Genomic DNA, 26,880 nt, shown 5'->3' on the forward strand with positions numbered 1-26,880 from the left:
ATATCTTTTCTAGTTTTTAAACGTCCTTACCAATTAAGCCCTCGCCACAAGATTGGAGAACCCATGGAGTTTTTGAATCCATCTTTGTTAAGCCTGCTCGCTCCTGGGCAGGTGTTGCGTGAAGGGATTGAGCGAATTATCAAGGCTGGCAAGGGCGCATTGATTGTGGTCGGCAATGATGAAGAGGTAGACGACATTCGTTCGGGTGGGTTCAGGCTCCGTACAAAGTTGACCGCTCAAAACTTATCTGAGGTCGCCAAAATGGATGGGGCGATCATTATCAGTGATAACGCTGAACAGATTATTTGGGCGAATGTGCACCTCGTTCCCAACGCCTCGTTAGAAACGCCGGAAACAGGAACCCGACACCGAACCGCAGACCGAGTAGCCCAACAAACAGGTCGTGTTGTTATCACTGTTAGTGAATCAATGCAGATTGTGTCGGTATTCCAGGCAGGCGAAAAGTATGTATTAGAGAGTGTTAGCCAGGTTCTCTTTAGAGGGAATCAAGCAATTAGTGCATTAGACCGTTATCGCAGTCGATTAGATGAAGTATCAACTATTCTTAACCTTTTAGAATTGGATACTGTAGCAACATTATTTAATGTTACGAATGTTATGAGGAGAGCTGAATGGGTGAACCGTTTAAGTCTCCAAATTGAAGATGCAATTTTATTGTTAGGCGATCAGGGCAATCTGTTACGTATTCAATTAGATGAATTACTGCATGGCGTAGATACGTTGCTCGATGACATTATCCGTGACTATGCTGCCTGTGATTCGGCATGTGCAACGGCGCGAGATGAATTAGCCAGTTTGAGTGATAACGAATTACTGGATGATGTGGCGATCGCAGGGATTCTTGGTATCGCAGCGAAAGAAGCAAACGAAGATCGGCATGTCACGCCGCGTGGCTATCGGCTGGTCCATCAGATTCAGCGCCTACCAAATGAGATCGGAGACAAGGCGGTGGAGGCTTTCCAAGATCTTGACCGTTTGCGTGAAGCAACCGCAGAGGAATTGCATCAGGTTGAAGGAATCTCGATGAGCCGTGCGCGGTTGATTCGTGACGGCCTTGAGCGCGTGGCGGTTTTGGCCCGTCAAGAGGTTGGTCTGTAGCGCAATCAGTTCGCTTTTTCCCTGGGTGCGTGGTACCTTCGTTTCCGTTGCTTGGTTTTGTTTCGACGTTTTTATAACGATTTCATTACCAGCTAGCGTGCAACGTAAGACCTATAACACATCGTTTCCAAGGGGAAGATCGCATGTCCTACGCAGTCGGCGATACTGTTGTTTATCCGCACCATGGAGCTGCCGTCATCGAAGCACAAGAGACGCGCACACTAAAGGGGATCGAACGCCAGTATTTGGTATTGCGGCTGACGCACGGTGATATGACGATCAAGGTTCCAGCCGACCAAACCGAAGAAGTCGGCATTCGTAATGTCTGCAACGATGAGCAGATTGCCGCAGTCATTGATGTGTTGAAGGTTCGTGACGCTAAGACGCAAACAAACTGGAGCCGCCGGTTTAAGTCTAATAATGAAAAACTTCGTTCAGGCGATATTCACAAAGTTGCCGAGGTGGTTCGTGATTTAACCCTTCGTGAGGGAGATAAAGGTCTTAGCGCCGGGGAGAAGCGTATGTTAGGTAAAGCCCGACAGGTTCTTGTGAGTGAACTTGCGGCTTCTCTGTGTAAAACAGATGAAGAGTCAGAACTGTATCTTGATGAAGTTCTTGCCGAATAAGTTTTTTCTTTGATAACTATCCCCTAAGCGGCATATCCGTATGTGGAAAGTATTCGGCCCATACTTTGTTGAAGCGGTACGTCTGTCTGTCGTGCTGATTGGCGCCGCGGTTGCGTTGCGTATACCTGAGTACTCTCTGCCCCGTGGCATCGTGGTTATTCTCGGTGCTGGTGTCGGGTATGTAGTTGGTGGTCTTCTAGGGCGCTGGTTCATCCGGAGAACCGATGTGGTTGAGCGCCAAATCAATCGGCTTTCAACCACACAGCTCATTGCGGGCACCATCGGTTTAATTGTTGGTGGCGTTGTCAGCCTCGTGATGATTCTGCCTATTTTGATTCTCGGGGCTACCGACCTTGCCGCAGCTTTTGCATTCTTTCTCATCGTGCTTGGGGCCTATTTCGGGGCGCGGATTGGTGATGAACGCGCCGACGACATGATGCGGTTCCTCGGTGCCGGTGGGCGTCGTGTTGGAGTTGGAGCTATCTCTGGCGCCGGATTCAAACTTGTGGATACAAGTGCGCTGATAGACGGTCGCATTGTTCAGCTCTGTGCGACGAGTTTCATTGAAGGCGACTTGGTTGTTCCAAACTTTGTACTTGAAGAGCTTCAAGCGCTGGCAGATTCGTCTAATCCCGAAAAACGCCGCCGCGGGCAGCGCGGACTTGATGTACTTGGTGAGATTCAACAACTCAACACGGTTGGCGTAATCGTTATTCACGAAAACCCCCCAGTGGACGGCGTAGATGCCAAACTGTTGAACTTGGCTGAGGAGTCAGGAACAGCGATTTTGACGACAGACGGCAATCTCGTTCGTGTCGCTGAGGTGCGTTCCATTCCGGCGCGTAATATCAACCGGCTTGCTGAGGTGGTTCGTCCGCCGGTGTCCGTTGGCGATGCACTCGACTTGAGAATCGTCCGTATCGGTCGTGATCCTCACCAGGGGGTGGGGTTTTTGGCTGATGGATCAATGGTGGTTGTATCCAACGCCTCTGATTGTGTGGGCAAAGACCTTGAGGTGAAGGTCACGAGCTTGACTCAAACGTCCAATGGACGCATGATCTTTGCCACTATTGCCTAGGGATATGTTTGTCTAGGGACATGTTTCAAACTGGTCGGTTTTGCGGCACCTTGCAGTCTTGTGGTACCTCGATGTAACTGAACCCCTGGTTGGGTTATGGGCATAAGCTGAGGTCATGCGTATTGGTAATGGTGTAGATGTTCATGCTTTTTCGGATGACCCTAACCGCCTATTGGTCTTGGGTGGTGTCCAGATACCTGGGGCACAGGGTTTAGACGGGCATTCTGATGCAGACGTTGTTTTACATGCGATCGTTGACGCGCTCCTCGGTGCGGCTGCCCTTGGTGATTTAGGTTCCCTTGTTGGCATAGACCGCCCGGAAACTCATGGAGCATCAAGTGCGAGCTTTGTGCGAGCCGCTCTAGATGAACTTGCTGCTGCTGGATTTACTATCGGCAATGTAGACGCCACCGTCGTCGCCCAAACCCCTCGATTAAGTGGCGTTATTGCACAGATGCGTGATTCTGTAGCTCATCTTTTACGTGTTCCTACTACCCAAGTAAGTATTAAAGCAACAACGACGGACCGGCTTGGTGCTATCGGCAATAACGAAGGTATTGCTTGTTTGGCTGTTGTGCTGATCGTTTAGCGATGCACACCTGGTTCAAATGAAGGTATTGCCTGATGTTTTCAAAAAGCGCTGGTTTTGGTGATTAAATGAATACCTTATTTGTAGAATGAACAAAATGCGCCTATTTAACACGCTTACACGCCAAGTAGAACCACTTATTCCTGAAGCGGTACAAAACGGGGAGCGTCCATTTGGCATGTATAGCTGTGGGCCTACCGTTCAGGGGCCCGCGCACTTTGGGCATGCGCGTGCGGCGTTAATTCCCGATGTCATTCGCCGTGTGTTGGAGCACCGCGGTATCCCTGTGCTCCACCTGCGCAATATCACCGATGTAGATGACAAAATTATTGCTGTCGGTCAAGAAGAAGGGATTGACCCTGCCCAGGTGGCAGAGCATTTTTCACGCATTTTCCATCGTGAACTCAAACGGTTAAATACCTTAGAGCCTCATATCGAACCGCGGGCGACGGGCCATCTCATTCAAATGATTGACATGATTCGTACCCTCATCGATAAGGGCCATGCCTATGCAGTAGATGGTGATGTGTTCTTTCGGGTCCGTACCAAGGCTGACTACGGCAAGCTCAGCGGTCGTAATGTTGACGATATGGTTGCGGGTGCCCGTATTGCGCCTGACGAGCGTAAGGAAGATCCGGCGGACTTCGCCCTTTGGAAAAGTGCTAAACCGGGTGAACCAGCGTGGCAGAGTCCGTGGGGATTAGGTCGACCGGGCTGGCACATTGAGTGCTCAGCAATGGCCACGCACTATTTGGGGCGAGGCTTAGATTTACATACGGGTGGGAATGACTTGATTTTCCCGCACCATGAAAATGAAATTGCCCAAGCTGAGGCGGCTACTGGACACGAACCGTTTTCTCGGCATTGGTTGCACAACGGCATGTTGAATATAGACGGTGAAAAAATGAGCAAGAGCCTGGGGAACTTCATTACCTTGGCTGAGGCGCTTGATCAGTATTCGGGACCGGTGCTTCGGTTGTACTACTTGCAGCACCACTACCGTTCACCAGTTAATTTTGCGGGTGAGCGGTTGGGGGAAACGATTCAGGCGTGGAACCGAGTACAAACCTTTGTTCGCAATGCCAGAGGCGTTGTCCTCGAAGGGGTGGAACCGGATCCGGCGTTGATGAAGGCTGCCGATGATGCCTTTGACGATGACTTGAATACACCTCAGGTCGTCAGTGTCATGTTTGACGCGGTTCGTGAGGGGAATAAAGCCCTTGCTAACGAAGATGTTTCCCTTGTTGCGACCTATCTAGCCACCGTTGATGGGTTGGCGTTCCAACTGGGGCTTGACCTTAGTGCTGGCCAGGACCGTGTTGATGATGACACGCACCTGGCTGACCTCGTTGAAGGGTTATTGGCTATGCGCGCTGCGGCCAAGGCCGAAAAGAACTTTGGGTTGGCAGACCAGATCCGCAACCTCCTCGATGGGGCAAATATTCATATTGAGGATCGCCGTGATGGCACCTCTTGGAAGGCTCGCTAATGGCTCGTTCATCGCAACCTAAACGCGCTAAGAATAATGAAAGTGGCCACCGCCGTGGACATGTACAGCGGCCAGGAGGCCAGCAACATGGCTCCCCTGGGCAACGTACAACGAAGGGGTCATCGGAGGATCGCGGTGGGAAACGCTCAGGTCACGCCCAGTCGCAAACGGTAGGGCAGAAGCCGGCCAAGAAGCCAGATACCCGCTCGGGGAATAAGCCGAACCGTAAGCCTCATCATCCGAAGGTCAAACGCCAGGGCCAACGAGAGCAATTACCTAGACCCGCAGCGCTTGATATTCCTGAAGGCGCCCATCTCATTCCGGGCCGTCAACCTGTTACTGAATGGTTACGTGCGAAACACTCAATTAGCGCCATTTTCTGTGAACGGAATATCGACCTTTCACCAATCCCTGAGCTTGCCCAGGCTGCTGGTATCACGTTGGCGTACGCCGGTCGAGATCAGATGGACGAGGCTACGGGTGGGGTGATGCATCAAGGTGTGCTCGCGGTTGCACGACCATTGCCAGAACCGGCGCTTAGTGATCATCTCGGTCATGACCTTGTGGTGATTGCTGATGGCATCACGGACGCCCGAAACCTTGGCGCCATTGCGCGAAGTGCTGAACAGGCTGGTGCCGGTTGCTTAATTGTGCGTGCACGGCGTGCCGCGTCCACAAGCCCTGCCGCCGAGAAAGCGTCAGCGGGTGCCTTTGCTTGGCTGCCGGTGATTACGGTGAGCAATATTTCTCATGCTGTAAATACGTTGAAAGATGCTGGCATGTGGGCAGTCGCTCTTGATAGTGGTGATGATGCCCAGAACCTGCATACGCTCGGACTTATGGATGAGCGGGTGGCCTTAATTGTGGGAGAAGAAGGGTCGGGCATAAGCCGTGTCGTGCGTGAAAAGGCAGATGCTGTGGCCGAGATACCTATGGTTGGTCACCTAGATAGCCTAAATGCCAGTGTCGCGGCAGGAATTGCGCTATTTGAATGGGTGCGAAGGCACAATATGTAACTTCATTCATACGCAGGGTAATAAGTTGGTGCTAAACCTTCCCCTCAAGCTATTTTGCTTGGTATGGCAAAACGCGCACTTCACCCGCAGCTCACACGGCTCTCAGCAGTAGATGCGCGTATTGTCGCCATCACTGAACTATCTAACCAGTCGTCCATTAACAAGACAGAACTATCGGACTTGTTGTGGGAAGCCACTGATTTATGCCTAGAGATTTCCTCTAAGCTGTGCTTCATTGAACGGGTTTGGGCTGACTTGGATTTGCTCGCCTTTGTGTGGCGCAGGATGCCTGAACTAGTCAAACTGTGTCGTAGCGCTGGGGTTGTTGAACTTGGAGTGGCCGATATTGTGCGCGCCATCAACGCTGATACGCAGCGGCTCTTTGCTGCAAGTGAACTCGTTGATGATTGTCAGCTTGATTTATTAGCCAAACCTGACGACGTGGCCACCCGTGAGGCCTTATTAGATGCGGTTGACAAGCTTTCCCAAGCGGGTGACCGTTGGTTTGTACACGCGTTTTCTTCTCGCTTCGATAAGTATTTTGATACTGGATATGCCGTGTTATCTGCGACCGAACAGCGTTGCATCAAAGAGCGTGACGCACTGATTGCCGGCTAGTGAGCCGATAGTCCACTGGTACGTCGAGCAGGATATGCCCTTCCCCTGCCCAAAGGGCTGAGCGGAGTACCACCCGTATGAATAGGTAATGAAATTATGCGTTTGGTGCCCCACAACGGGTAGGAGATGTCTACTCTGAACGCATGGATATTTTGACGCGCTCTGACGCTACCGCTCGTGCTCAACAGGTCTCAAACGTTCGTATCGCTACAACAGTGGATGTGTCTGACCAATCACAAAAGGATGATTTTGGGGTCTCATCAACGTTGACCTTTGACGCCACCGGTAACGACGTATTTGTGGATGCCCACGCTACGTTGATTACACGGGTTGTACTGAATGGGCGTGAAGTCAGCAATGATGAACTATCCAAGATGGTGGCTGATCATCGTGTCTATTTAACTGGCCTGGTCAACGGTGAAAATGTAGTTGAGATTGAGGGTCGATTCCCGTACTCAAACGCAGGGGTCGGTCTCCACCGCTTTGAAGATCCGACTGATGGGCAGGTTTTTTTGTACACCCAGTTTGAGCCGTTTGAAGCTCACCGGATGTACCCGTGTTTTGACCAACCAGATCTAAAGATTCGATGGGATTTAACGGTAAACGCACCGGCAGGTTGGGAAGTCATTTCCAATAGTGAACACATCGCCCGTCCAGATCAAGATTCGGCCACCCAAATGCCGGGGGCGGGGGAGTGGCGTTTTGCCCAAACCCCTCCAATCAGCCCCTATATCACAGCACTGATTGCTGGCCCCTATGTGAAGGTAACGGACAAGCACGGTGATATTGACTTAGGCATTTACTGCCGCCCGAGTTTGGCTAAACATCTTGACGCTGACGAGATTTTTGAGATTACCAAGGCGGGTCTCGACTGGTTCGCCAAGGCCTTTGCGCAACCGTATCCCTTTGGGAAGTACGACCAACTGTTTTGCCCGCAATTCAACTTCGGGGCGATGGAGAACCCTGGAGCGGTCACGTTCACCGAGCGCTATATCTTCCGGAATGCGGTAACTGACGCAATGCGCGCCCAGCGCGCAAACACCATTTTGCATGAGATGGCGCATATGTGGTTCGGAGACTTAGTTACGATGCAGTGGTGGGATGACTTGTGGTTAAACGAGAGTTTTGCCACCTTTATCGCATCTACGGCCTTGGCTGAAGCCACCCGCTTCGGTGCGTTGAGTTGGAGTGAGTTTGCCCTTGGCGAAAAGGCATGGGCGTATGCCGAGGACCAGTTACCGACCACTCACCCGATCTCCACGGATGCATCAGATACGCATATCGTGATGGCGAACTTCGATGGGATCACCTATGCCAAGGGTTCGAGTGTTGTAAAGCAGCTCTTTAGTTGGGTAGGCCGTGAGGCCTTCTTTAGTGGGCTGGCCACCTACTTTGAGACCTACGCCTGGCAGAACGCAAACTTAAAACAGTTTTTGGCCGAACTCGAAAAAACTAGTGGCCGTGACCTACAAACCTGGGCAGATGCCTGGTTGTTGACCACCGGACCTGACCTCTTAGAGGTTAAGGAAGGCGGTCGTGTGATTGCGCGTACTCAAGGACTTGCTGAGCGTGAGCACCAGATCTTGATTGGGCTGTTTGACCAGGCTGATGACGGTCAGCTAATCGCACGTGAACCGGTGAGTGTGGAGATTACTGGTGAGGGGTTTACGTTCGATGAGGCTTATTGGGATGCCCACCCCACGCCTGCGCTGGTGGTACCCAACGATCAAGACTTAACCTATGCACGTGTGTACTTGGATACGGCTGGTGTAGCTGCGGTGACCGAGCACTTGCACACGATTGAGGATCAGGTTACCCGTGCCGTGGTGTGGGGTTCATTGTGGCAGATGACTCGTGACGGGGTGTTGCCGGTACACACTTTTATCAAGATCATTGAGCATAATCTGCCCTTCGAGGCTGATGTGAATACGCAAAATCGGGTGATGGCCCAGGCTATTACAGCGGCAGAACGCTTCTTAGATGGGGATGTATCAAGCGAAGCACGCCGCCAGCTTTGCCGCTTGGCTACGGTTCAAATGGAAAAGGCCGAGCCAGGTAGCGATCAGATGTTGAACTGGGCGACGTTACGCATTGATGCACGGCGAGATGTGCCCTGGCTAACGGGCATAGTGCAAGGTGACGAACAGATTCCCGGTATTGAACTAACCGGTGATTTGCGCTGGCGTGCAGTGAAAGCCCTTGCCGCAATGGGGTTGATTGATGCCGATGGCCTTCGTGCGGAACGTGACCGTGACCCGAACGATGCAGGCAAGATTGCGTTTGAAGGGGCATTGGCCTTACTGCCCACCGCGAAGGCAAAGGAAGCCGCGTTTACCCGCGGTATGGACACGTCGTTACCGTTGCACTATCGCCGCGAGATTCTAAATAATTTCTGGGATGTCTTACCTGAGGTTGCTGATGGGTTGGTAGACCCGTGGCTAGATCAATGGACCACCCTATTACCTGAGATTTGGAAGGATTCGAGCGCCGAGGCAAGTTTGCAGCTGACCGAGGCGGTTTACCCAGGGCCGGTTGTGGATCAGCGTGTGGTAGACCGCGCTGCTGCGGCCCTTGACGCGCTTGAACTGCCGGCGAGTGCCCAGCGTGCCCTTAAAGAAGGAATTGATAACACGACGCGCGCATTAGGTGTACGCGCTGCACAGCCAAAGGCCTAACTAATGCCGTTTAATGGTGACTGGCTGAGTGCCGGTGAAAATGGTGAGCGCTCAGACATTGCGGTGAGTCATGTTGACACACCACGTGTCAAGGCAACTGGGGTGAGCCTGCGTGGTTATGGGCATTTACGGAATGGGAAACCACTCCAAGATGCCCACGCGGTGGGGGTAGTGCCCGATTCTTCTCTACTCGTTGCCCTAGTTGCTGATGGGTCAGGACGGTATCCGCATAGCCACTGGCTGAGTGAAGTCGTTGTTCGTTCCGGGTGGCGTTGCGTCGCCGAAACGTTACATGGTGCCCAACAATTGCCGCATGACGTTAATGGTCTTGTGGCCGAACTCCATGAGCTGGCTATGACACAAGGGCGGCGGCTGTGTCACTATTTGGGTGTTGGGCAAGATGGCCACGATCACGATAGTCCAGCGCCGCTATCTGCCGAAGAAATCGCACAGCAAATGGCATGTACATTGCAGTTTGTTCTCCTCGACACCGAGACACTTGAATATCTCTGGGTTGATGTGGCTGGTGATGGGTCCGCGTACTGGCGTGATCGAAAGGCCCGTTTGCATGTTATCCAACAAGGTACAGACGAGCTTGGGGAGAATAGTTGGACACCGCCGTTGCCGCTGTATCGGGGTGATCCTCTGGTTCACGCCGGGCGTTTGAAGGCTGGTGACATGTTGATGATGGTGACTGACGGTATCGGAGAAGCCCTCCTCAACGGCAAAACACCTGAGAGCATTTCGTTTAGTAGTCGTCTACAAACCCGGCCATCTGTGTTCAATATCGCATCCTTCGTGTCAACAATTGGGTTGCACGACAAAGATGACAAAACGTTGGTTTTGATGACCACCTAGTCGGTGTTATCCGAACATCTAGTCGAGGGTCAGCGGTGGAATAAGGTTGCGCTGACCCTCTGAACGGGGGTGTTAGGATCGTCGGATTTGAGATGCCAGGTGACTGACAACATAAGAAACCGGACCAATGGTCCGGTTTCTTATGGCGGGCTTCCGTGCCCGATGGCGGCGGATGTGCTAGCTGCTACTTGCTGAAGGGGCCGGGTTGACAACGGTGGTGCCGGTGCCACCCGTATTGGTTGTACTTCCGGTGCTGTTCACCGTCGAGGTATTGGCGGCTGCTCCAGCAAAGTTAGGAACGGTGTTACTGGCTGCGGCACCTTGGGCGCCAGCAGGCAAGGCGGCTGAGGTGCTTGGATCGTAGCTCGGTGTTGTGCCGCTCGTTGATGATTCACTTGATGAACCGCTGGTGCTAGAGCTGCTCGTTCCTTCAGAAGAGCTTGAACTGGATGATTCACTCGCGCTTGAACCAGAACCTGATCCAGAGGACCAGTCAGAACCGACCGCAATATGAATGTCGTCATCAGCGGTAATGCTCTCGGGCTTTGGCTTTTGCTCTTTGAAACGTGGGTCAGCTGCAGAGAGGTTGTCGGCTTCGGTTTCTTTGCCTTTTACAACAAACACGGTTGTCGTGTCATAGTCGCTTGCGGCTCTACCGCCGATTTTCACGGTGTAGCCCAGTTGCTTTAACACCGATACTGCGGAGTCCAGGGCTGACTTTGAGGTGCTTGCACCTTGAAGAACCTGAACCTTAACGCCTACACCGGGCTTGTCACCAACGGGAGCATTTGAGGCGCTGCCTATTGTGGTGCCATCGGTTGCGCTGGGATTGACAAGTGCACCAGTACTGGGATCTACGGAAACGGTGCCTGCAGCACCGGTGGTGCCAGGGGCCGTTGGAGCTGTAGAAATGCCAGGAGATGCATTATCAGAGGCGGTGGAGGAGGTTGTACCCGAGCCACCACCAAAGAACGCGGCGTAAATGATAAAGACAACGATCGCCGCCGTTAACCCACGAAAGAGTGGTGCGGTAAAGGCGCGAAGCGAAGCCATTGATTGTTCTGAAGAAACGTCGTGGTCTGCCATCACCTATTACAATACCCTATCTGGGCCAGTCGTAGTATCATCGTCACCCTTGCCGGGATAGCTCAGTCGGCCAGAGCAGCGCTCTTGTAAAGCGAAGGTCGCGGGTTCGAATCCCGCTCCCGGCTCCAATTCCAAGGCTTTTCAACGGTTTGGCGGTCGTTGTTTCCGCCCAAAATGCCACCCTGACCAAAAGGGCAACTTGTACTTACGAGGCCAAACCTTTGCGTGCGGGCTACCCTTTTCCGTATGGACCGGGTCTTTTTAAATATGGCGCGCATCATTGTGCTTGTGGTGTTTGTAAGTGTGTTTGGGGTGCTCATGCAGTGGGCATTCCACCCAGAACGTCGTCCCGATGTGGAGGCCATTGCGCGCGCACGTAATGAAGCGGCACGCGCGGCGCAGGCTGCTGCCAACCCAACCGCCACCCCTTCAGCTACTCCCACGCCTGAGCCAACCCCCGAAGGTCCTAACCCGAACGATTTGATTGCACTTGGCCGTAGTCCACAAGACATCAAGGTACAGGCTCTGCGTGCAGGAGCGTCAAATGCGCAGTTCGATAAAGCGGTTAGCGCATTGGAGCGGATGGGATATACGGTTATCACGTCCAGTTCAAAGCGCACCGTTAAATCAACCACGATTTATACAACAAAGCCGGAAACCCAAGCGGATGCTGAGGCGTTGCGGGCGCGCGATCCACGGTTTGCCGAGATTGAAGAAAACGGTGGGTTGAAGGCCGAGGTTGATTTGCACGTGCTGATTGGTGACGACTTTTAAATCTTTTGGTGTCAGCCAAGATCTTCGTTTCTCGCCCTTAGTTGGCTGTGGCACGCCCCGAACATGTGGTCTAGGTGTGAACCCTCTCCTTTATATATAGGGGTTTGCGTATACGCGGGTTCATGCGGTGTGGCGTTGCGTTGCCCTTCCGTAAAGGTGGTGCCAACGTTTGTTGTACGAGATTTTATGTAGATTGGTAATCGCAGGTGGTTATTACCCTGATTTACAGTTAGGGGATTCAGTGATTTCCCTCTTGTGTCACACGCCTCATAAATAAAGTACGCTCGTCCAAGACCATTACTGCACCCATCTGTTAAGGATCGACATGTTTGAAACAATTAAAAAGTGGTTTAACTACCTGTTTGCCAGCGCCAATAGTGCGTTTGAGGCCAACGCTGATCCCAAGGTGCAGCTTGAGCAGGCAATGGCTGAAGCCCGCCACCAGCACCAGACGTTGCGTAACCAAGCCGCTACGGTGATTGCAAATCAAAAGCAGATCGAAGCAAAGCTCAACCGCAAGATTGATGAGGTTGAGAAGACCACCGCATCTGCCCGTCAAGCCGTGCTGATGGCTGATAAGGCGGCAGCTGAAGGTGATGAGGCTAAAGCAGCTGACTACACCGAAGCAGCCCAGGCCTTTGCGACCAAACTTGTGGCCCTTGAAGGCGAAGTGGATTCGTTGAAGCAGTTGAGTTTGGATTCTGCACGGGCGTCTGATCAGGCTAAGGCCGCGGTAACAGAACATGGCCAAAAGATGCAAGAGCGGCTTGCTCAGCAACAGAAATTGTTGAGCAAGATTGACCAGGCCAAGATGCAAGAAACCGTGAATGATGCGATGCAAACGCTGACCGTGACCGCTGGTATCGAAGGGCCGAGCTTTGATGAGCTTGAAGCCAAAATCGAAGCACGCTATGCCAGGGCACGTGGATACCAAGAGCTTGATGCGGCAAGTCCAGAAGGACGCATGCTTGAAGTAGAACGTGCCGCAATGGCGAGCCAGGCCACCAACAAGCTAGATGAAATTCGTGCACAGCTTGGTATGGGGGCGGCCGATGAAAAGCAACTTGAAGCGGACAAAGCCAAAGAGCTGGATCCCAGTGCCACAGCGAGTGAATCAGTAACCGAAGTTATTGATGTTGAAGAGTCAGAAGCCTAGACAAACGTTGGCCGCTGTTATATAGTCAAAACCCAGACCGCCCGAGCGCTAACCACCCCCCTCAGCGCTGGGCGGTCTTCTCTGTTCCGACGGGTATGTGTCGCGCCGGATTGGGGCAAAACTCCTGAATAAATCCTGTTTTTTCGTTTTTTAGGTGTTGCATAGTGTTGACAGTGCCCATAACCTCCTGAATGACAGGTTTTGTTACCGTCGCAAAAAAATGTTTCAGTTACCCGTAACTGCAACTTGTGCCGGTGCGTCCTATCCAACATGCCAAAGCGGCAAACGCCGCAACGGTTTAATGAAATCCATATCGCACGAAGGGCACCAAGTCCCACAGCCGAGTCGCTCTGACCAACGTCAGCCGACCCGGTCGAACGGGTCGGGTGTGTGACAGGTTCACCCCTAAAGTGCGACCCCGAACAGGCTCAGGAGGCCTTTTCTATGTCTAAAAAGCGTTCTCTCGCTCTGCTGGGTGCAAGCTCAATGCTGCTCAGCATCCTTCCCGCCGCTGCCTTCGCTCAGGCGCCGGCTGCCAAGACCCTCGAACACCTGAAGCTTTCTGCTGACAAGGTCAAGGATCCAGTCGAAATCAGCGCCCTTTGGGCTTCCAAGGTGGGTAAGGCCGAAAACGTCCTTGTCACCACCGATGCTGTATTTGCTGACAGCCTTGCTTCTGGCGCCCTTCAGGGCACCATGAAGGCTCCGCTGTTGTTCATTGATGCCAAGGCTGGCCTTGATGAGCAGACCGTCAAGACCATCACCTCCCTTGGTGCTACCAAGGTAACGGTGCTTGGTGGCGAAGAAGCCATCTCCAAGAGCATTGCTGAATCCCTCGCCAAGGTTGCTGGTGTCACCGAAGTAAGCCGCGTTGAAGGCGCAAGCCGCGTCGAAACCTCAATCGCATTGGCTGAAAAGACCAAGGCCAAGGACGACACCGTCATCATCGCTCGTTCCGATGACTACGCCGACTCCCTTGCCGCTGGCGCTCTTGCCGCTCGCACCGGTTTCCCGGTCGTGCTCGTTCCTCAGCCCTACAAGGTGATGAAGGACGGCAAGGAAGAAACCATCAACCTGCACCCAGCCGTTGAGGAATACCTCAAGAAGGCTGCGACCAAGAAGGTCATCGTTGCTGGTGGTCCCTCCGCCGTTGCCGACTCCACCTTCACCGCCATTAAGAACATCGTCGCTGACACCACCCGTGCCTCCGGCGAAAGCCGTCGTGAAACTGCCGTTGCGCTGGCCAAGCTGTGGAACAACACCGGTAAGGTCACCGTCGTCGAAGGCTACTCCGATGTGAACGGCTTCCACAATGGCTTCGCTGCTGCACTGAGCGCTGCCAACCTGGGTGCTCCAGTTGTGCTGACCAACAAGGCTCAGACCCTGTCTGAGGCTGAATTGGCCCTTGCTGGTCCTGCCGCCACCGGTGTCACCGGCTACTGCGGTACCTACGTCAACGACGCCCTGTGCAAGGTTGTTGCTGACAAGCAGGGTGCTGCCGTAAAGAACGTCATGCTTGCTGACAGCGCTGCGGTCCTTCCGTTGAAGACGACCCCAACTGACATGGCCAAGCTGGTTGGTGCTGCCACCAACGCCCCAAGCCGTGCCTACGAGGTTGCCGAAGCTGCCGCTGACGTGGAATACACGATCACCCTGGCCAAGGGTAAGAAGGACGAAAAGGGCAATATCGTACTCGACCTGGGTACCGATGAACGTCCTCAGAAGTCCGAAGAAGCCAGCATCAGCGTTGTGAACGGTGCCGTTGCCACCAACGCCAATGACGTGAAGGTCAAGGCAGTTGCCGGCAAGATCTCCTTCTCCGTCAAGGCTGACAAGGAAAACGGCAACGGTTACGTCATTCCAATCATTACCGCTGTTGACGGCGAAAACCCCAAGGTTGTTGGTATGGGTGGCCCCATCCACGTGAGCCCCATTGCCCTTGAAAACGGCAAGTACCTGGGTGAGGTTGAGATCGGTGACTGGGATATTGAGTCCGTCGACAAGGAAGCCAAGACCCTGGTGGTTAAGAAGGGTGACAAGAAGCGCACCTTGACCTTCAAGGAAATCGACTTGTTGTACAAGGACGCTGTTGCCAACAACAACCGTGTTGACTTCACGACCTTCATGAAGGAACTGTCCAAGGGTGACAAGCTGAAGGCTACGGCTGCTGATAACGGCACCTTGTACTACGGTCAGCAGACCATTCCTTCCACCATCGTGTGGGAAGATGCTGCTCCGGTTGCTCCTGGTGTTGAAGTTTCAACTAAGGATGCCCCAACCCAGGACACCATTACCTTGAAGCTCAGCAATGTTGAGGATGGTGCCACGGTTACCGTGAAGGCCTTCAAGCTCACCCCTGCTGGCGAAACCATGAACGGCCTTAATTACAAGACCAATGAAGCCAAGTTCACCATCAACCGCACCTTCCCGAATGTCAAGCAGCTTGCTGACAAGTCGGTTGAGGTGAAGGTCACTGGTCTTGATGCCGACAGCAAGTACGACTTTGCCGTCAGCCAGACCGTTGGTGAAGAGATCTCCGACTTCGGTGACTTTGGTGCTGCAGGTGCAAACGCTGTTCCAGCCAACGCCCTCCAGACAACAAAGATTCCAGAATCCCTGGCGATCGCCAAGGTTGAGCGCAAGACCGACATCGTGAATGATGGTGACGCAACCGATGACACCCTGGTTGTCACGTTGGACTCTGACAAGTTCGATGGTGGTGCGGTTGATATGAATAAGATCACCGTCGAAGCCAAGACTGGTGGAACCTTGAAGGCCGTTGCTGGCACCTCCGCCACCGTTGGTGAGAATGCACAGACCAAGACCTTCGAGATCAAGTTGCAGGCTCCGCTTAAGGATGCAGTCAACGACATCGAATACACCGTGAAGTTCCAGCAGGGTGCTGTTACTACCAAGGCTCCGACCTTGAAGCCTGGTACTCCCGCTGAGTTCAAGTTCATGTACCGCTAAATCAGCCCAAAGGTTTTTAAACCTTTAAACGCTGAATAGCATTAAGAACCCCCGCATTAGCGGGGGTTCTGCCTATATATAAAAGGACATTGTTCAAATCCAACTTTCTAAACATCAGATGAGTATGTAAAGAGAAGTTTTAGGTATGAGGGCAATAGTTAAGAAATGGTAAAACAGGCTATTTATAGGTACTAGAATTAATTCGCTAATGCAGTATGTTGGGAATCGGACAACCAATCTGAAAGGACAACCCAAAATGAAGAACCTTCGTATTCTTGCTCTTGCTCTTGCGTCTGCAGCCATGCTTGCCGCATGCTCTGGCACCAACAGCACCAATGCCGCTTCTGACGCTGCTTCTGCTGCTACTGATGCTTCTGAAGCTGCCGTGAGCGTTGAAGCCGTTGCAAGCGATGCAATGAGCGAAGCCTCTGAAGCTGCTGATGCTGCTTCTGACGCTGCCTCTGATGCCGCCTCCATGGCTGCTTCTGAGAGCAACTAGTTGTAACTGCACGATTTACGCCCCCGTTGACGGGGGCGTAAATTTATTTGTACCGTAATATTCTGATTACATATAGCGTCCTTAGAAGCTAGTAAGTGTCTTAGGAATGAGTGACGGTGTTACGGAGAATAACTTAGTGTCTCAGCCTGATACTACGCACAGAGAACCCACGGCAGGGTTCTCCTTCTTGCTGTTAAGCCTGGCCACCGCATTAATGACGGTTCTTTCTTCGGCTCCTCCAGTGAGTGCCCATGCGCCACTCCGAGATGATCAGGCAGTTGCCAATATGCAGGATGGGATGACTTATCCGACACCTGATGACCAGATGGGTGGGTCCAAAATTGTTGGTGGGCGCATCATTCCTGATCCTGGTCGCTACGGCCTCGTCCAGGTGCTTACATTCAACAATGACAAAAAGGCCTACCGGTGTGGCGGTACCGCCCTCAGCAATAACTGGGTTGCAACAAGTGCTCACTGTCTCAGCCGAGCCACGATAGGAATCCAGGTCTATGCAACTCCGCTAGACACATCACGCCGTAAAGCTGGTGTAAACGTTGATCGCATCGAGAGTATGTCCGACATTCAGTCGAGCGGAGAACACCCCTCTACTGACCTCGTACTGCTCCATGTCCCCAACCTGCCTCCAGATGTACAGCCCGTCCCTGTCGTGGTTGCGGGTCTCCCATCCGACAATCAGTTAGTTGGTGTGGCCTTTAGTCGCCACAACCTCAACGTTGCCGACCATACCTGGACACGTACCGCAGACAACGCTGCCCTCGCAATCGACCTGCCCGTTCAAGCGCGCACACTGTGTTCGGGAGGCAACCAAAATGAGGCGATAGTGTGTGCGGGCAAACCGTGGGAACCTAACCTCCTGTCACCAAACGAGGATTTTTGCACAGGAGACAGCGGAAGCCCCCTAGGTGTGCTGACAAACGGTCGATTCGGCGTGGTCGGGGTGGAATCACGCTCATCCATCATGCACGCCAACCCCTCTTGGGCTGACACCAGACCGAACGAACGCTGCGGATTTGCGCCAACCATTGCCACCAGTTTGCGCCATCACCTTGGATTTCTTACTCGCGTGATTGGGCCGGACCTCATGACCATTACCCTGCCCCTCATGAGCGATAACGGCGCCAACACCCTCGACATCTCCAACCCACGTGGCGGTGTCGATTTACGGACCCCTCCAAGCAAAGGTGATCCAGGGCAAGGTATTCGGGTTGCGCTTCAAATCGCTCGCGCACGGTTCGCCCGCAACCCCGCCGTCGGGCAGCACGTATTACTGGCGTCAAATACATCCTTTGCAGATGCCCTTTCGAGCGCAGCACTCCAACGCAATTCAGTGCTGCTCTTTACTGACCGCAACATCTTGCCCAATGCGGTGATTGCCCAGCTCCAAGCTATGGGCACACGCCGTATCACAGTTTTGGGCGGACCTGCCATCATTGCGGATACGGTGCTTCATCAGGCACGTACGCTAGGTATCCAAGTAGATCGCATAGCCGGACCAGACCGTCTCTCAACGGCTGGTGCTGTTGCCAGTCGGTTAGATACAAACCTTTCCAGCAGAAGCGGCGCCTACCTACTGCGTGCATTTGGTAATGGCAGTTCAGCCTTCGCTGATAGTTTGGCCGCTGGGGCGGCCGCTGCGAGGCGCAACTGGCCGGTACTTCTGACTAGCACTGAATCGCTCAGTGCGCCAGCCATGAATTTGTTAAAAAATCGTCCAGAAGTGGTCATTGTTGGTGGTCCTGCGGCCATTTCTTATCAGGTTCGCCTTCAAGTAGCCGGATTGGTTCCTAGAGTGGGGCAGGCTATGGGAGCCGATAGAACAAAAACTGCAGAATTACTCGCACAACCAGCCAGCCCCACACAAAGTGTCATAGTGCTTGACGGATTTGATCCTGGCGCCTGGCACGGTGGCTTTGCGGCCAGTGGTTTGGCTGCCGATATCGACGCTCCTATCTTGTTGACTAACCCTGCAACAAATGGTGCCGATATTGCAGCTCAACTCGATGGGATGAGCCCAACCGCTGATGCATCATTTGTGTGCATAGCGGATAAAGCATTATGTGATGCTTTTTATCATCTCTGGCTGAACTGACGTGCATTTACCCCGACCTCCCCGTCGCTTTATCCAAGAAGCGGCTCCTCAACCTCTCGTACCGCCGCCTATTGCCGCAGTACCGCCGTTTCCTGCCGCCACACCAACCCCACCTGCTTACGGTGGCCCAATACCGGAACGGCCAAGTGCCTGGGGCGAACAATTCTCCGGCCCGTCCTATCGGATTCATAGCGCCTACGGACACAAAGAACGATCCTGGTTCCCCGGTGCGATTTCGGTGCTTGCCGGTGTGGTGCTCTTGGGTGCTGGATTGCGACTAGCGAGTTGGGATCCGTTTTGGGGATACACTGAACCGACGGCTCCCCAAGGGGTGCCCACTGTTGCCGGTGATAGTGCCAATCTTCAACAACCACCGGCGGGCGGTAATAGTCAACAACACAACCCCGGTCGAGTAGGAAACGATGGAGCAATAGAGCTGCCGGCATTGCCTAACGTGCCGGATTTGCCCGCCGTGCGCATGGACGACAACGAGGCATTGCCCGTAGATCCTCCCGGTGATGGCAGTGTGACGAGTGCTCCATCAGGTGTTCGAGTCAACGACGAACGAACGAGCCACATCGTCATGATTCGTGGCATGTTTCGTCAGTCACGCACCGTCAATACGTGTACGGGCAGTGTAGTTAGCCCGCACTATGTCCTTACGGCAGCCCACTGTGTTCAAAGCACCGAAGATGACCCCCGTGGCCCCGACGTGCCCTATGACCGTATCAGCGTCTACCCGTATGGGGATTCTGGGCCATTTGAGGGGGTTATTGCAACCGGCTGGTTCACCAATGAGGCCTACACCGCCAAGAAAGAATGGAATCGATGGCCACCCTCAGTTGATTTTGCGTTGATTCGACTAGAGAAACCGATTGCGGGGGCAACTCCATTACCCGTCGTAGGGCAAGGCGCCCCACTCAACACCCAAGCGTTCTATCTCGGTTGGGGTGCCCACGAGCTTGTGCGCGAAGGCAGGGAGTGGGAATGGGCATTTGAGCCAGACCACACAGGCATGTTGCTGCCGGTGCCATTACAGCGAAGTGAAGCGTGCACCCTCGGCCATGCGACCGGCCATATCTGTGCTGGACCAGTATTTGATCCCACCTGGCGAACTCCCGCAAGAGATAGCCTCTGTATGGGCGATTCGGGTGGACCGCTTGTGGTAGATAATCGTGGGGAACTCGTCCAAGTCGGTATCGCAAGCGCCGGGTCTATCAGCATCGTAAGCAAACACGACATCGTGAAGGACTACCCTTGGGCGGCCTGTGGGTTTGCTCCCGATATGTATGCACCAGTGGCTTCCCTGGTGCCGTGGATGAGCGATGTTATGGCTAAAGATGGTGAAGCTCCCGTGATCAGGGACCTGCCTGGTATCTCAACGAATCTCGAAACGCTGATTAAACCCGAAGGGTAAGCGTTATCTGGACAACCTATTCCCTTGGTTTCAAGGCGATAACCAAGGGAAATGCAAAAGAACTGAATAGGAATCAGGTAAAAACACTGAGTTTGAGGAACTTTTCTAACTTTAAGAGCGTCCTTTCTTTAAGTTCCCCCCAAAACGCCGATAAAGGTATAAATGGCTACTCCGTATTCGCATACTCGGCGCCTTAATGCAGTTAAGGCGCTCGCTGCGCTTGCCATCATTATTACGCTCATCTTGATGCCTCAAGTGTTGAAGGCAGAGCTAATGCAGCAGTTACAGCGCTTTGAGGGTGATTCTCGTGTGGAAACCTCAGTAGCGATTAGCCGGAGTTTGATTCCGTACGCTCAACTTCGTGACCGTATTGTTGTTGCCACAGCCGATGACTTTGCTGATGCGCAAGCCGCAACGCCACTTGCTGTGCGTGCGGGTACTGCGATTCTGATTACACCAGGCGATTTTCTTCACCATATGGTGAAACACGAACTGCAACGTGTGCTGCGTCCGGGTTCAACTGTCTATCTCGCCGGTGGTCAGCGTGCCCTGAGTGAACGGGTACAAGAAAGCATCAGTGAACTGGGGTTCAACGTTGTACGGCTCGCCGGTGAAACCCGTGTCGAGACTGCAATCGCCCTCGCCGAACAAGCAACACACCTCGGAACAGTAACCGATGAGCAAGTTAGCCGTGTTTTTGTGGTATCAGGCCATACCTTCGCCCCTGGCTTGATTACGAGTAGCCGTGCCGCCCGTGACGGTGGTCTCATGGTCATTGGTGACGCAGGTATCGCCTGGGCCAAAACGAACTATCCGTCAACACCCATCACCGTGGTCGGAGACGAGTGGACACACCTCAACGGAATCAAGACAGTTCCAGTAGAGGACGTACGCACCCTAGTTGACCGGCTTCCGGGTGAACGTAGCCAAACCATGGCCCTAGCAAGTCTCAACAACTTCCCTGATGCCCTGAGTGGCGGTGTTCATGCCGCAACCACTAACCGAGACCTAATCTTGGTTGAGGAAACACCGACGGCAGAACTCGGTACCTGGTTACGGAGCCATTACATCCTGGACTGTATCGCAGTGTACGGCGGCCAGGCTGCCCTTCCAGACAGTGCGGTGTGGACGCTCACCCAGTGACGCACCAGACCAATATCTCACCTGCAGTAGGTGTGATGTTGGCCCTGTGAGCCAAGCGCTGCCAGGTGGTTATTGGCCCGCGATCCGTTTCAGTAATTCGGGGTGATCAACAATCCAGAGCTGAACGGCTGCTTCTTGAGTGACCGGGTCAGCAACCCCGCGTGTTGACACCACAGCGGCGAGGGAACGCATTTGCGCTTTATCAAGTGCAAACCGGTCAAGGCCATCAGCAACTTCTGGCATATCAGCACGTAAGTCTGCACGACCTTGCACATTGAGTCGGCCTTCACTCCACACCCCAAGTGTTGCGGTTTCAGACGCAAGAAACTCAGGAACTGCTTCAAATGTGATGTCCAGCTCGTTCGCATTCAGCCGTTCAGCAAGCTCAGCCCCGGAGACAACCTCAACATGCGTTGTGTATCCCGCTAATTGAAGCAAATACACCCACAGATAGGCGGCACTGGCGGCATATCCACCAAGTTCATTCACCCCGATACGCACCACACCGGCGCGGTTGCCAAGTGCAGATTGAGCCTGCTGGGCTACAGAGCCCAACGCACCGCTAATGGCTGTCTGCGCTGATTGTGCAACAAGCGCACGCTGTTTGGGGGTCATGGCCTCTAACTGACGCAAACTTGCTTCAATCGCATGGTTACTTTGAACATTGGCCTGGTAAACAAGTTCTGCAACTTCCTTGGGGCTCATCTGTTCAAATGCTTCTGGCGTCGTGCCCAGACGTTGGGCAGCCGAAGAAACCACCTGGTCAGCGATACGGGTCAACTCGCTGACTTGCTCAGGAGAGGGACGGTCGTGTGCAAGCAACTCATTCAGCCCATTACGAACGTTGGCTGCGTTGACGTCTGAGGCACGCGGCATACGAGAGGACATCTCACTGATGGATGGGAACGCGTAATCATCGCCATTGTACGGATCAGCGCCCGTACAACCAGCCAACCCCACGGTCAGAACGAGGAGGACACTCAGTGAACGAATTGAAAACGATGAAAAACGACGTGAACGCATTATATGAACCTTTGGACATGAAAATAGCGTGCTTGACAAGCACGCTATCTGATTTTGACCTCAATTACCCGTTACCGGTCATTCCGAATTGGAAATTGTTCACGCAAACGCTCAACACGGTTGGCGTCCACATCGGCAATGACAAGGCCTTCTTGTTCACCGAAGGCCACAACCTGATTGCCAATCGGATCAAAGACAGCACTCTGACCTGAGTGGCGAATGTGATTGCCATCGGCTCCAATCCGGTTTACACCAAGCACATAGGCCTGCGTCTCAATGGCACGTGCACGTAACAGTGCCGTCCACTGTTCTGCCCGGCTGCTTGGCCAGTTGGCCGGAATAATAAACAGGTCCGTTGTCAAGGCTGTATTCCAGAACAAACCGGGGAAGCGCAGGTCATAGCACACAAACGGAGTGACACGAACCCCATCAATATCAACGGTCAACGGTTGTGTACCAGCTTCAATAAGCGCCCCCTCACCGGCCAGGGAGAACGGACGTGCTTTGTCATACATGCCGAGGATGCCGTCAGGACCCATAAATACACAGGTGTTGGTGGGGCGTTCACGGTCGGCACGCTGCATAAATACTGTGGCCGCTACAACCAAATCATTGGCGGCAGCCTGGGTTTGCATCCAGGAGAGCACCTGGCCGTCCTCACGCTGAGCTTCAATATGTTCAGGAATAAAACCTGTGGAGAATAACTCACTCAACACCACAAGCCCGGCGTCATAGTCACCCGCACGATTAATCCATACTTCGTTTGCAGCAAGGTTGGCAGAAACGTCATTCCACACGGTTCCGATCTGAATACCTGCTACCCGTAATTGTCCACTACTCATGTTCTGGGCCATTCCTAAGATTGAAGAAGTTAATGTCCATTAGTACTTGTTATTACACGGGTAAACAAGGCAAATGCTTAACCGTTTAAAGAGTTTTCAACTATATCCGGCTGCTTCACCACGTTGAATAATGCCAAGAGCCATTTTTGCACTGGCCTCATCCACCATAATTTCTCCATGCATCATGGCCCCTCGTCCCTGACTATCAAGGCTCTCTCGATAGGCTGCAACAAGCTGTTTTGCCTGGTCATAGGACTCTTTCGTAGGGGTGAATGCTGTGTTCACAATGCCTACTTGGTCCGGGTGTAACACCCACTTGCCGTCATATCCCAGCGCAGCAGCCATGGTTGACACGGTACGCAACCCATCTGCGTCATGAATCCCTGCATAGGGTCCATCAATCACTGATAACCCCGCCGCGCGTGCAGCTACCAGCAAATGGTGCATCGCATAATGAAACGGGTCACCAGGATAATGAGGAACCCGAGCACCCTGGGTGACTGACGCCATACCCAAACTGGCAGCCATATCGCCAGGGCCAAATACCAACGTTTCGATACGCGGACTGGCATTCGCAATGGCATGCACATTGGTGAGGCCCTTGGCGGTTTCAACCTGTATCTCCAGGCCTAGCGGTGTGGGCCGGCCAACCTCACGCTCAAATGCGCTGAGTAAACGGTCCACAAATACCACATCCTCGGCGGTTTCAACCTTGGGGACCATCACCGCTACCGGAACGTCACCCCCTTGAGTAACCACCGCTTCAACATCACGAACATGCCAGGGACTATCCACCGCATTCACCCGAACAACCACGGTTCGATCCCCATAATCGACCTCGTGTAAGGCTGCAATTACGTTCTGTCGTGCTAGTTCCTTTGCGTGAGGTGCCACGCTATCTTCGAGGTCCATAAAACACTCGTCAACAGCCAAAGTGGCTCCCTTAGCCAGCATCTTAGGGTTTGACGCAGGCATAGACAAACACGTACGGCGTGGGCGTGAAATAGCGATCATGGTCTTGAGTATAGAGAGAACATGAACAACGCTTGAAGATTGCTATTGAGCTATCAGAAATCGCGCCGACAACCTGTATGTAAGCAAAAGTAAATCTCATTTTTACTTCCGCGGGTTACAACCAAGCCATGCTTGTTGGAGCAATACGCACGAAGGAGCTCGATGGACCGGCATTTTGGCCCTAAAGGCCAGATGACACAATCACGAATATTGAAAGCGGCCACGACGGTTTTTGTCCGTAATGAAGGTCGAATCGAGCTTGAGGAAATCGCACAAGAAGCTGGCGTTTCGATGGGCTTGTTGTACCGTTACTTCCCGTCGAAGGGCACGATTCAAGCTGCGGTTGTTGAGTCGTACTACGACCGACTGGATAAGGCCATCTGGCAGCCAATAGAGAACTTTGAAACCTACCGGCAGCAAGAATCCAAACGGATCATGCTCTATATCGCCTTTCAGACTGCGGACCCTGTGGGCCGAATCGTACTGACCTATGTGGGATGGCTCCCAGAAGCACAAGAGGTGGTGGAGCGACGTGGCCAGCGTTTTGTTGCACTCGTTGAAGCCTCACTCGCCCACGGCCAAGAAAGCGGCGTTATCGACGAGCTATTAGACATCGACCTTGCCGCCCCCATGCTTCTCAGCGCAATCAATACCGCAATTTCTATCGGCCTTAAAGACCCATCTATCGAAGCGGACCGCATCACATTTGCTGCCTTAAAACACTTTGACCGGATAGCATTTAGTTAATTTGCCTATCTGATTCTTAGGGTTCATGGCTACAGATCTATCTTTCTCAATCATTGAACGTTGTCCCCAAGTTGCCCCAGTCGAAGGGGTAAGCGCCCGCGCAGGGGTGATAGAAACACCGCACGGGAGTGTGCAAACCCCTGCCTTTATCCCTGTGGGTACAAAGGCCACCGTTAAAACCCTCACAATGGATCAGGTGCGTACCACGGGTGCCCAAGCAGTGTTAAGCAATGGGTATCACCTGTATTTGCAGCCCGGACCCGATGTTGTTGACGCTGCGGGCGGGCTTGCCGCATTTGAACGCTGGGATGGACCGACATTCACCGATTCTGGTGGCTTTCAAGTGATGAGCCTTGGGGCTGGGTTCGGGAAGCTTCTGGCAATGGATGCCAACGTGCCAGAAGCCGAAGTGATAGCCGCAGAAAGTAAACGCAACGCCCAAGTAGATGATGACGGCGTGACGTTTAAAAGTCATATCGACGGGTCCTATCATCGGTTCACCCCCGAAAAAGCCATTGCGATTCAACATGCGCTGGGGTCTGACGTGATGATGGCCTTTGATGAACTGACCGCGTTAGTGAATACCCGAAGCTATCAAGAGGAAGCGTTAGCACGCACGCACGCCTGGGCGAAGCGCTGCTTGGAAGAGCACAACCGCCAAACCCAAGCCCGTGCTAACAAACCACTCCAGAGCTTGTGGGGTGTGGTCCAAGGGGCGAACCACGAAGATTTGCGGCGCAAAGGTGCTAGCGACCTTGAAGCGTTAAGCCAATCATTTGAGGCCGACGGGTTACGTGGGTTTGGTGGATACGGCATCGGCGGTGCATTTGAAAAGCACCTTTTGGGCACGATTGTGGGGTGGGCCACTTCTAGCCTGCCTGAGGACAAACCTCGGCACATGCTCGGTATTAGTGAACCAGACGACGTATTTGCCGCCATTGACGCAGGGATAGACACCTTTGACTGTGTGAACCCATCGCGCATGGCACGACGGGGGTTTGTGTACACCCTCGATGGGAAAATCAACGTGAAAAAGGCGGTAGGTAAACACAACCACGGACCGTTGGATCCCACAGCCACACACCCGTATGGGAGTGCGTATTCACGGGCCTATCTCCATCACCTCTTTAAAGGCAATGAGATATTAGGCTATGTGATATTGACCGTACTTAATGTGGCATTCACGGTGCGGATGGTGGCTGACGCCCGCCAAGCAATCATCGACGGAAACTATCCCGAATATCGCACTGAATTCCTCGGCCGTTTTTATAGCGCAGACAAGCGCTAATTGCGTTCTGACACGCCGGTATAAGAGGGTTCTACCCGTTTTGCCCATGCGATTGCGCGCGTAGAAACCGGAAGAAGTACCACTTCAACCAAGGTTTTCCACAAGAAACCAACAAGCACATAGTTGAAGAATTGGCCCACCGTTGAAATGCCAATCACACTTGCCGCAATCACACAAAAGACGGTCGTGTCCGCCGCTTCACCCACAACGGTAGAACTAATCATGCGGACAATCAGGTTCTTTTCACCATGACGTGCTTTCAGTTTGGTCATGGTGAATGCGTTAAGGGTGGTACCAGTCACATAGGACGCCAATGACGCCACAAGAATCTGAGGCACCGACCCAATAACCGATTGCATCGCCTCCTGATTATCCCAAAACGAAGCAGCCGGTAATGCCAAGGTGATCGTAAAAATCAGTGTGGCAGCAACCGCAACCGTAAAACTCAACCACATCGCTCGGCGCATCGCCTTAAAGCCATAGACCTCTGTAATCACGTCACCCATCACATAGGCAAGGGGAAAAATAAAGAACGCCCCATCAGTGATGAGCCAGTCAAAGAGCACAACACCTTTCGTGGCCGCGATGTTACTAATCAACAACAGTGGCGTGAACAAGGCCACAAGAATGGTGTACAGGTGGCTTGTGTCATCGGCGGTTATTGCCACCGGCTGTGCAGGTACCGAGTCTTGTGAAGGCATCGAGTCTTGTGCAGCGTTCATGCGCTACATGCTGCCCTCCCC

Annotated in this window: 23 protein-coding genes and 1 tRNA gene; 19 read left to right on the forward strand and 5 right to left on the reverse strand. The window is 53.1% G+C overall.

The annotated features are described in order from the left end of the window. The first annotated feature begins 63 nt into the window (after positions 1 to 63). The 9 genes from disA to VCU37_RS04370 all read left to right on the forward strand — a co-directional run bounded on the left by disA (position 64) and on the right by VCU37_RS04370 (position 10,068). The gene (gene disA, locus VCU37_RS04330; protein ID WP_336249386.1) at positions 64 to 1,119 is read left to right on the forward strand and encodes a DNA integrity scanning diadenylate cyclase DisA; all 1,056 of its coding nucleotides are present in this window, start codon (positions 64 to 66) and stop codon (positions 1,117 to 1,119) included. A 143-nt stretch (positions 1,120 to 1,262) separates the two neighbouring features. Next, the gene (locus VCU37_RS04335) at positions 1,263 to 1,745 is read left to right on the forward strand and encodes a CarD family transcriptional regulator (protein WP_336249387.1); all 483 of its coding nucleotides are present in this window, start codon (positions 1,263 to 1,265) and stop codon (positions 1,743 to 1,745) included. Between the two features lie 40 nt (positions 1,746 to 1,785). Next, complete coding sequence (locus VCU37_RS04340; protein ID WP_336249388.1) at positions 1,786 to 2,823, forward strand: PIN/TRAM domain-containing protein; 1,038 nt, start codon at positions 1,786 to 1,788, stop codon at positions 2,821 to 2,823. A gap of 115 nt (positions 2,824 to 2,938) precedes the next feature. Next, entirely contained in the window at positions 2,939 to 3,412 is a 474-nt protein-coding gene (gene ispF, locus VCU37_RS04345; protein WP_336249389.1) for a 2-C-methyl-D-erythritol 2,4-cyclodiphosphate synthase, read from the forward strand. Positions 3,413 to 3,509: 97 nt separating this feature from the next. After that, a complete protein-coding gene (cysS, locus tag VCU37_RS04350) occupies positions 3,510 to 4,901 on the forward strand; it encodes a cysteine--tRNA ligase (protein ID WP_336249390.1) in 1,392 nt (463 codons plus the stop codon). Continuing rightward, the gene (gene rlmB, locus VCU37_RS04355; protein WP_336249391.1) at positions 4,901 to 5,917 is read left to right on the forward strand and encodes a 23S rRNA (guanosine(2251)-2'-O)-methyltransferase RlmB; all 1,017 of its coding nucleotides are present in this window, start codon (positions 4,901 to 4,903) and stop codon (positions 5,915 to 5,917) included. The genes cysS and rlmB overlap by 1 nt, the downstream gene beginning before the upstream one ends. Before the next feature lie 63 nt (positions 5,918 to 5,980). Then, positions 5,981 to 6,535, forward strand: coding sequence for a hypothetical protein (locus tag VCU37_RS04360; protein ID WP_336249392.1), 555 nt, complete (start codon positions 5,981 to 5,983; stop codon positions 6,533 to 6,535). A 143-nt stretch (positions 6,536 to 6,678) separates the two neighbouring features. Then, positions 6,679 to 9,210 (forward strand): aminopeptidase N, encoded by a 2,532-nt coding sequence (gene pepN / locus VCU37_RS04365; protein WP_336249393.1) that lies wholly within the window; start codon positions 6,679 to 6,681, stop codon positions 9,208 to 9,210. A 3-nt stretch (positions 9,211 to 9,213) separates the two neighbouring features. Continuing rightward, positions 9,214 to 10,068, forward strand: coding sequence for a protein phosphatase 2C domain-containing protein (locus tag VCU37_RS04370; RefSeq protein WP_336249394.1), 855 nt, complete (start codon positions 9,214 to 9,216; stop codon positions 10,066 to 10,068). A gap of 177 nt (positions 10,069 to 10,245) precedes the next feature. Here the strand turns inward: VCU37_RS04370 and VCU37_RS04375 are convergent, their stop codons facing one another. Next, positions 10,246 to 11,154, reverse strand: a complete 909-nt coding sequence (locus tag VCU37_RS04375) for a LytR C-terminal domain-containing protein (RefSeq protein ID WP_336249395.1) — start codon at positions 11,152 to 11,154, stop codon at positions 10,246 to 10,248. Positions 11,155 to 11,205: 51 nt separating this feature from the next. On the opposite strand from VCU37_RS04375, the gene VCU37_RS04380 reads away from it, so the two are divergent. From VCU37_RS04380 to VCU37_RS04415, 8 genes are all read left to right on the forward strand, one after another. Next, positions 11,206 to 11,282, forward strand: a tRNA-Thr gene (locus VCU37_RS04380). 118 nt (positions 11,283 to 11,400) lie between these two features. Continuing rightward, positions 11,401 to 11,928 carry a LytR C-terminal domain-containing protein gene (locus VCU37_RS04385; protein WP_336249396.1) on the forward strand — a complete coding sequence of 176 codons (528 nt, stop codon included), beginning with the start codon at positions 11,401 to 11,403 and terminating at the stop codon, positions 11,926 to 11,928. Positions 11,929 to 12,253: 325 nt separating this feature from the next. Beyond that, positions 12,254 to 13,084 (forward strand): PspA/IM30 family protein, encoded by an 831-nt coding sequence (locus VCU37_RS04390; RefSeq protein WP_336249397.1) that lies wholly within the window; start codon positions 12,254 to 12,256, stop codon positions 13,082 to 13,084. A 444-nt stretch (positions 13,085 to 13,528) separates the two neighbouring features. Beyond that, the gene (locus tag VCU37_RS04395; RefSeq protein WP_336249398.1) at positions 13,529 to 16,054 is read left to right on the forward strand and encodes a cell wall-binding repeat-containing protein; all 2,526 of its coding nucleotides are present in this window, start codon (positions 13,529 to 13,531) and stop codon (positions 16,052 to 16,054) included. Between the two features lie 256 nt (positions 16,055 to 16,310). Next, positions 16,311 to 16,553, forward strand: a complete 243-nt coding sequence (locus tag VCU37_RS04400) for a hypothetical protein (RefSeq protein WP_336249399.1) — start codon at positions 16,311 to 16,313, stop codon at positions 16,551 to 16,553. 106 nt (positions 16,554 to 16,659) lie between these two features. Next, complete coding sequence (locus VCU37_RS04405; protein WP_336249400.1) at positions 16,660 to 18,663, forward strand: cell wall-binding repeat-containing protein; 2,004 nt, start codon at positions 16,660 to 16,662, stop codon at positions 18,661 to 18,663. A 1-nt stretch (position 18,664) separates the two neighbouring features. After that, complete coding sequence (locus tag VCU37_RS04410) at positions 18,665 to 20,080, forward strand: S1 family peptidase (protein ID WP_336249401.1); 1,416 nt, start codon at positions 18,665 to 18,667, stop codon at positions 20,078 to 20,080. 162 nt (positions 20,081 to 20,242) lie between these two features. After that, positions 20,243 to 21,223 carry a cell wall-binding repeat-containing protein gene (locus tag VCU37_RS04415; RefSeq protein WP_336249402.1) on the forward strand — a complete coding sequence of 327 codons (981 nt, stop codon included), beginning with the start codon at positions 20,243 to 20,245 and terminating at the stop codon, positions 21,221 to 21,223. Between the two features lie 69 nt (positions 21,224 to 21,292). Here the strand turns inward: VCU37_RS04415 and VCU37_RS04420 are convergent, their stop codons facing one another. From VCU37_RS04420 to VCU37_RS04430, 3 genes are all read right to left on the reverse strand, one after another. Further along, positions 21,293 to 22,246 carry a hypothetical protein gene (locus VCU37_RS04420; RefSeq protein ID WP_336249403.1) on the reverse strand — a complete coding sequence of 318 codons (954 nt, stop codon included), beginning with the start codon at positions 22,244 to 22,246 and terminating at the stop codon, positions 21,293 to 21,295. Positions 22,247 to 22,317: 71 nt separating this feature from the next. Continuing rightward, positions 22,318 to 23,088, reverse strand: a complete 771-nt coding sequence (locus VCU37_RS04425; protein ID WP_336249404.1) for a nitrilase-related carbon-nitrogen hydrolase — start codon at positions 23,086 to 23,088, stop codon at positions 22,318 to 22,320. Positions 23,089 to 23,184: 96 nt separating this feature from the next. Further along, positions 23,185 to 24,102, reverse strand: coding sequence for an HpcH/HpaI aldolase/citrate lyase family protein (locus VCU37_RS04430; RefSeq protein WP_336249405.1), 918 nt, complete (start codon positions 24,100 to 24,102; stop codon positions 23,185 to 23,187). Between the two features lie 162 nt (positions 24,103 to 24,264). Between VCU37_RS04430 and VCU37_RS04435 the strand changes: the two genes are divergently transcribed. Continuing rightward, positions 24,265 to 24,849, forward strand: coding sequence for a TetR/AcrR family transcriptional regulator (locus VCU37_RS04435; RefSeq protein ID WP_336249406.1), 585 nt, complete (start codon positions 24,265 to 24,267; stop codon positions 24,847 to 24,849). A 25-nt stretch (positions 24,850 to 24,874) separates the two neighbouring features. After that, a complete protein-coding gene (tgt, locus tag VCU37_RS04440; RefSeq protein ID WP_336249407.1) occupies positions 24,875 to 26,137 on the forward strand; it encodes a tRNA guanosine(34) transglycosylase Tgt in 1,263 nt (420 codons plus the stop codon). Here tgt and VCU37_RS04445 read toward each other — a convergent pair. Continuing rightward, the gene (locus tag VCU37_RS04445) at positions 26,134 to 26,859 is read right to left on the reverse strand and encodes a queuosine precursor transporter (protein WP_336249408.1); all 726 of its coding nucleotides are present in this window, start codon (positions 26,857 to 26,859) and stop codon (positions 26,134 to 26,136) included. The two genes, tgt and VCU37_RS04445, sit on opposite strands and share 4 nt — an antisense overlap. Positions 26,860 to 26,880: the final 21 nt, after the last annotated feature.

Source organism: Stomatohabitans albus (assembly GCF_036336025.1).
Taxonomy (GTDB): Bacteria; Actinomycetota; Nitriliruptoria; order Euzebyales; family Euzebyaceae; genus Stomatohabitans; species Stomatohabitans albus.